The 6543-nt window shown below is 66.1% G+C and carries 8 protein-coding genes; 4 read left to right on the top strand and 4 right to left on the bottom strand.

The annotated features are described in order from the left end of the window. Window positions 1-61 precede the first annotated feature (61 nt). Complete coding sequence (locus VFV09_10710; GenBank protein HEU4868185.1) at window positions 62-1087, top strand: iron-containing redox enzyme family protein; 1026 nt, start codon at window positions 62-64, stop codon at window positions 1085-1087. A 4-nt stretch (window positions 1088-1091) separates the two neighbouring features. On the opposite strand, the gene VFV09_10705 is transcribed toward VFV09_10710, so the two are convergent. From VFV09_10705 to VFV09_10690, 4 genes are read right to left on the bottom strand one after another with little or no spacing between them, the layout of a single operon-like run. Then, entirely contained in the window at window positions 1092-1310 is a 219-nt protein-coding gene (locus VFV09_10705) for a CDGSH iron-sulfur domain-containing protein (GenBank protein ID HEU4868184.1), read from the bottom strand. 38 nt (window positions 1311-1348) lie between these two features. Further along, a complete protein-coding gene (locus tag VFV09_10700; GenBank protein ID HEU4868183.1) occupies window positions 1349-1726 on the bottom strand; it encodes a hypothetical protein in 378 nt (125 codons plus the stop codon). Further along, the gene (locus tag VFV09_10695; GenBank protein ID HEU4868182.1) at window positions 1723-2970 is read right to left on the bottom strand and encodes a PspC domain-containing protein; all 1248 of its coding nucleotides are present in this window, start codon (window positions 2968-2970) and stop codon (window positions 1723-1725) included. Before VFV09_10695 ends, VFV09_10700 begins: the two co-directional genes overlap by 4 nt. A 31-nt stretch (window positions 2971-3001) precedes the next feature. After that, window positions 3002-3289 carry a PspC domain-containing protein gene (locus VFV09_10690; protein ID HEU4868181.1) on the bottom strand — a complete coding sequence of 96 codons (288 nt, stop codon included), beginning with the start codon at window positions 3287-3289 and terminating at the stop codon, window positions 3002-3004. A 172-nt stretch (window positions 3290-3461) separates the two neighbouring features. Between VFV09_10690 and VFV09_10685 the strand changes: the two genes are divergently transcribed. The 3 genes from VFV09_10685 to VFV09_10675 all read left to right on the top strand — a co-directional run. Further along, complete coding sequence (locus VFV09_10685; protein HEU4868180.1) at window positions 3462-4718, top strand: PspC domain-containing protein; 1257 nt, start codon at window positions 3462-3464, stop codon at window positions 4716-4718. Then, window positions 4715-5359: a response regulator transcription factor gene (locus VFV09_10680; protein HEU4868179.1), complete on the top strand. Its 645-nt coding sequence runs from the start codon at window positions 4715-4717 to the stop codon at window positions 5357-5359. Before VFV09_10685 ends, VFV09_10680 begins: the two co-directional genes overlap by 4 nt. A gap of 585 nt (window positions 5360-5944) precedes the next feature. Continuing rightward, window positions 5945-6543: GTP-binding protein (locus VFV09_10675; protein HEU4868178.1), on the top strand; the 599-nt coding region annotated here is incomplete at its 3' end.

The raw sequence follows: 6543 nt of genomic DNA, 5'->3' as shown, positions 1-6543 counted from the left end.
ACTGTTCTCGAACACGCAAAAACGTTTAACCCGGTTAACAACAGGGCACAACGGTAGCGGTATGAATCCGACCCTAGCCCCCGAAGTCCCGGCCCCGGTCAAGCCGGTCGAGGGGTCCAAGCTGCCCTCGGCCAGGGGCCCGATCTCGGAACGGTTGTTCGAAGCACTGCGGGCCGGCCCTTCTTCGATAGACCTGGGCTTCGACCTGCCCGTCGACGCGCTTTCCGACGACGACCTCCACCTCGCCCTTTACGTCTGCTACGAGCTTCATTACCGCGGGTTCGCCGGAGTAGACCCCCGTTGGGAGTGGGAGCCCGGACTGATCGCCTTCCGCAACCGGTTGGAACGCCCCTTCGAGGAAGCCCTGATCGAAAACTTCATGACCGGCGGCGACGAGCCCGTGGTCTCCACCATCAAGGGGATCGCACGGTCGACCCAGGGTCCCAGCCTGTCGGGCTACATCCGCGACAAGGCGAATTACGAAGAGTTCCTGGAGTTCGTCATCCACCGATCCGCCTACCAGCTCAAGGAGGCAGACCCGCACACCTGGACGATCCCACGCCTGGACGGCAAGGCGAAGGCGGCGATGGTCGAGATCCAAACCGACGAATATGGCGGGGGCCAGGCCGACAGGATGCACGCGGAGCTGTTCCGCAAGACGATGGTTGCCCTCGGCCTCGAGGGGACGTACGGCGCCTACCTGGAGCGGATCCCCGGCGTGACGCTTGCGACGGTCAACCTGATGTCTCTGTTCGGCCTGCACCGGCGGCTCCGGGCGGCCACCGTCGGTCACCTGGCGATCTTCGAGATGACCTCATCGCAACCCAACCGCAGCTACGGAAAGGGCGCCCGGCGGTTGGGGATCCCTGCGGAGGCCACCGAGTTCTACGACGAGCACGTCGAGGCCGACTCGGTCCACGAGGTCATCGCCGCGCACGACCTGGCGGGGGGCCTGGAGGCCCAGGAGCCCGAGATGGCTCCGATGATCCTGTTCGGCGCCCGGGCCTGTGCCGGGCTCGACGCCAGGTTCTCGGCCTACGTCCTGGACTGCTGGGCAGCGGGCCGGACCTCCTTGCGCCACCCCTAGCCGGCTATTCCTCAGGCAGGGAGCAGCCGTCGCCGGTCTCCAGGGATTTGTGGGTCCCGTCGCACCAGGGTTTGATCGACGACTCTCCGCAGCAGCACAACGCCACCGTCCGCCTTTTGGCGGGGATCTCCTTGCCGCTGCCGTCCTTCACGACGTAGTCCCCCCGGACGAGCAGCGGCCCGCCCGGGTACGTCGATATCGATACCTCTGGTTTGCCGCCCATGCCGTGCTTGTTCCCCGATTCCGGCGGGGAGAACCGTGTTACTCGGCGGGCTTCGGGGACGGACTCTCCTCCAGCGTGACCTCCGCCTCGGGAAGCTGAGCCGGGGGCGCCACCACCGGGGGGACGATCGGCTCGGCAACACCCGGCGCCGGCCCGGCCGCCTCGGCCGGACGGACCGGTGCAACTGGGGCCGGAGTAGGGGGACTCCACGCCTGCATGTTGGGCTGGTACGTGACTGCGGGCGCCTCCTCCCTGCGGGCGGAGAACAACATCGCCAGGCCCAGCATGACCACCGCAGCCGGCCAGAACCTGGTCACCAGGTCTCCGACATCGTTGCCCATGAGGAACAAAGCCCCGATGCCGGCGAAGATAACGCCGAAGACCATCGATACCGCATCGAACGGGTGTGACTTCATGACAGCTCCTTTGCCTGCTCCTCGGTACGGTGCACGACGACCTCACCCATGAAGACGTCGGTGTTAAGGATTAGCTCCGGTCCGCCGCCGGTGTCCTCGTCGACGTTCAGGTTCACGTCGGCGCCGGTGCGGTGGATATCGAAGAAGTGAAGTCCCCCCATCTCGGCGTGGCCCTCAAACCGCACGTCGACGCCCCGGGGGACGAAGACCTCCATCTGGCCCATGAACACCCTGGCATCGATGGTCACCGGCTCGGAGTCCCACTCCACGTCGTCGAGCTGGAAGACCATGTGCCCGGCGAACAGCTCGTGGCTGTCGGCGATCTCATCAGCCGTGGCGGGCGTGTATACCCTCTCCCCGGTGCCCTGGTCGAACGGAATGTCGGTGGTGTCGGCGAACAGTACGAAGGGGACCAGGAGCAGGCCCCAGAAGATCAGGCTTCGCGCCCTTCCGAAAACCGTTCCGACGAGCAGGCCGGCGCCGGCGGTGATCAACGCAGCTGCGGCGTACTGGCCGGGGCTGAGGTCGATGGTGCCGGCGTTGTCGAAGGTAGCCAGGGTCCCTAGAACGATCAGCGCCGTGGCGAAGGTGTAGCGACCAAGGCGTGAGCGGTAGTAGCGCTTCACCTTGACCGGACGCACCTTCGGAGCGGGCCGGGCCACGTAGCCGGGCTGGACCGCCGTGGTGGCCGAGGTAGCCGAAGCGGTTGCCGCAGTCATGGTTGGATCAACCGGCCGGTCGGGCGCCGGGTCCGGCGGGGTGCGGGGACCGTAGGTGTCCTGGCGGTACAACCAGACGCCTCCGGCGATCAGCAGGATCGCCCAGAACCATGCGCCGTCGTACCAGCCCATGCTCCCTAGATTCGAGATGACTATCAGGCCGCCGATCACCAGCAAGGTGATCCAGAGCCACGACAGGTCCTTGTCGCCGCCCATCTCCCGGTTGACGTATGCGGTGGCCTTGGTCATCGCCTCCTCGCCCACGGAGTGGGCCTCGCCCTCGAGGGGGATCAACAGCCAAGCCGCCAGGTAGAGCCCCACTCCGGCGCCGCCGAGCAGCGCCAGGACGGCGAAGGCGAGGCGGACCAGGATCGGGTCGACGCCGAAGTACTCTCCCATTCCCCCGCACACCCCGGCGAACATCCTCGATGTCCTGCTGCGGGTCAGCTGCTTTCGGATGACCTGCGGGCCTGCTGCTGCCGGCGCCGGCTCCGGGCCGATCCCGCCGTTGGTTGCTGCGTCCACCTTTTCCTCCCCCTCGTTGTTCATTGTTCGACTAGTTACCGTTCGGCGGTGCCGTCACGGTCTGGTTGGTGCGGCCGAGCATGCGCTCGCCGATGGAGTCGAGCTCCCCCTCCTGGGGGATGATCAGCCAGGCCAGCACGTACATCGGGATGCCGATGCCGCCGCAGATCGTCAGGAGGACGAACAGCAGCCGGACGAGGGTTGCGTCGACCCGGAAGTAGTCCGCCAGGCCTCCGCAGACGCCGGCCATCCATCGATTGGTCCTGCTTCGGTACACCCGTCGGGGCGCACCCGGTGCTGCCGGTTCGATCGTTTCCATGTGATGCCTCCATCTCGTTGAACTCCTGGCGTCGATGATCCGCCTGACAGAGCCGGCGGTCTATAGGGGTCCGCCCCCCTGCAACCCTTAGGGATACCGGCTGCTCTCAGGGTCAGTCCCGATGGTGGCCACGCTCCGTGTGCGCGAACATCATTTGCGACAGGAGGGAACCATGGAGAGCGAAAAGGTCATGCTGCCGGGACGGCCGCCCCGGGAATCGCCGAAGGGCGGCTTCCGGAACTACGGCCTCTACCGGAGCACGGACCAGAGGATCATCGCCGGCGTGGCCGGCGGCCTGGGGGAGCGCTTCGGCGTGGACCCGGTCCTGGTGCGCATCGCGTTCGCCCTTCTGAGCCTTTCGGGGCTTGCCGGGGTGGTCCTCTACGCCGTCCTCTGGGTGCTGGTCCCGGAGGCTGAGGGCGGTTCCAAGGCCTTCCTTCCTCCAAAGACCCAGAGGGCCGTCGCCATGGGGATGATCGTCCTCGGCGTGATGATCCTGCTCCGGCCGCTCGGTCTGTGGCTGGGCGACGCCCTGGCCTCCTCGTTCAGCCTCGCCGCCCTGGGCGCCGGGGTCATCTGGCTTACCAGCCCGGAGAGCCAGCGGCAGCGCTGGAGCCGAAACATCCACGACCGGATGCCGGAGAACCCGCTGGAAACCCTAGGCGCCACCGACCGGGTGGGGAGACTGCGACTGGGGGCCGGGGCGCTGTTCTTCGGCGGCGGCATCCTGCTGTTCCTTCAGCGCACGAACGCCCTGGAGGCCGCCCCGGGCATCGTCTTTGCCGTCGCCGCCACAATGGCCGGCCTGGGGATCATCTTCGGGCCCTGGGGCTGGCGGCTTCTGCGCCAGTTGACCGAGGAGCGGCGGGAGCGCATCCGGTCGGAGGAGCGGGCCGACATGGCGGCGCACCTGCACGACTCGGTCCTCCAGACTCTGGCGCTGATCCAGCGCACCGACCAGGCCAAGGAGATGGTCGCCCTGGCCCGGAACCAGGAGCGCGAGCTCCGGGCCTGGCTGAACGGGACGCCGACCCACCGGGACGAGATGCTGTCCGGGGCAATCGAGGAGGCCGCGTCGGCGGTCGAGCTTCAGTTCAAGGTCCCCATCGAGGTGGTCACGGTCGGCGACGCGCCGATGGACGAGCGAATGCAGGCGGTGGTCGACGCCTGCCGGGAAGCCACGGTCAACGCCGCCAAACATTCGGGGGCTGCCCAGATCTCGGTTTACATGGAGGCGGAGCCGGACGCCATTACGACGTTTGTCCGGGACGACGGCGCCGGCTTCGACCCGGCGGCCGTGGCGCCGGACCGCAGGGGAATTGCAGAGTCGATCCGGGGCAGGATGGAACGCTCCGGCGGGTCGGCGCTGATCACCACCGAGCCGGGCGGTGGAACCGAGGTTCAACTGACGATGGCGAGGTCCAAATGAGCGAGGCACGGATCAAGGTTTTTCTGGTCGACGACCACCGGCTGTTCCTGTCCGGGGTCCGCACCGAACTGGGGGAGGAGTTCGAGATCGTCGGCACCGCCGGGGAGCCGGCCGTGGCGGCCGCGGAGATCGTCGCCTCCAAGCCGGATGTGGTCCTGCTCGACGTCCACATGCCGGGCGGGGGAGGCCGCGCGGTGCTCGAAGCGGTCCACCGGGACCACCCGGAGATCCGCTTCCTGGCGCTGTCGGTGTCGGATGCCGCCGAGGACGTGATCGCCGTAATCAGGGCGGGCGCCCGGGGCTACGTCACGAAGTCGATCTCACCGACCGACCTGTCGGCCGCCATCCGGAGGGTCAACGAGGGCGATGCGGTCTTCTCACCCCGCCTGGCCGGCTTCGTGCTGGATGCCTTCGGCGGTGAGATAGCGGAGCCGATCGACGAGGAGCTGGACCTGCTGACCCAGCGGGAGCGGGAGGTCATGCGGTTGATCGCCCGGGGCTACGCCTATAAGGAGGTGGCCAAGCGCCTGCACCTGTCGGTGAAGACCATCGAGACCCACGTCTCGGCGGTGCTGCGCAAGCTGCAGCTGAGCAGCCGCCACGAGCTGACCCGGTGGGCGACCGAACGGCGGTTGGTTTAGATGGGGTGGATGACCACTTCCATAAAGCGATGACCGACTGAGGGTTGCCAGATAGTGGAACCGAATGATCTAGCCAGGCAGTTCGGGATTTCCGGTCTCAATCTTGCGGAAGTAGGCGCACCCTCCCGGTGGACGTCTACTACCCGGGCCATCGGTTGGTAGTCGAGTACCGCGAGCTACAGCACGATCAACCAGTCGCTCACTTCGACAAGCCTTCCGTGATGACGGTAAGCGGATGCATCGGGGGCAACAACGGCGGCTCTATGACCTGAGGCGCGAAGGGGAGATTCCGGCTAAGGGTCTTCGTCTATTGATCGTCCGTCCAGAACAACTCAAAGCCGACCGTCGGGGACGTCTGTTGCGGGATCGCACCTTGGATTTGCAATCTTTGCGAAGCTTACTGTTACCGCCAATGCACTAACGCGGAGGCTAGCGACTCATTGCTTGGGAAGCTGGTGCCGGAGGCCAAAACGATTGGCGACCTGATAACGAATATCTAAGCTTCGGGGCGCATAACGGTCCATTTATCAAAGCTTCCAGGCGCAAATCGTCCGGAGAAGTACTTTTCCGGTTACGCTGGTTGAAGTGACCAAGAAACTCGCCGTCCGTGAAGACGTGCGGAACGTGGCCATCATTGCCCACGTAGACCACGGAAAAACCACCCTCGTAGACGCCATGTTGCAGCAGTCTGGCGTATGGCGCGAGAACCAGGTGGTGGTCGAGCGCGTCATGGACTCGATGGACCAGGAGCGGGAGCGGGGCATCACCATCCTCGCCAAGCAGACCGCCATCAAGTACGAAGGCCTTCACATCAACATCTGCGACACCCCCGGCCACGCCGACTTCGGCGGAGAGGTGGAGCGAACCCTGCAGATGGTCGACTCGGCCCTGCTGCTGGTCGACGCCTCCGAGGGCCCCCTTCCCCAGACCCGCTACGTGCTGCGCAAGGCGCTGGAGCGCCGCATCCCGGTGATCCCGGTCATCAACAAGATCGACCGCCCGGACGCCCGCATCCCCGAGGTCCTGGACGAGATCTACAGCCTTTTCATCGACCTGGACGCCGACGAGGACCAGATCGACTTCCCCGTCATCTACACCAACGCCCGCAAGGGGACCGCTACCGCCGATCTCGAGGTCGACGGAGTGGACCTGGTCCCGCTGTTCGACGCCATTGCCAAGACCAC

The organism is Actinomycetota bacterium (assembly GCA_035759705.1).
Lineage (GTDB): Bacteria > Actinomycetota > CADDZG01 > JAHWKV01 > JAHWKV01 > JAJCYE01.
Note: the sequence above shows the minus strand (reverse complement) of the source record. Positions and strands in the feature narration are given on the sequence as shown.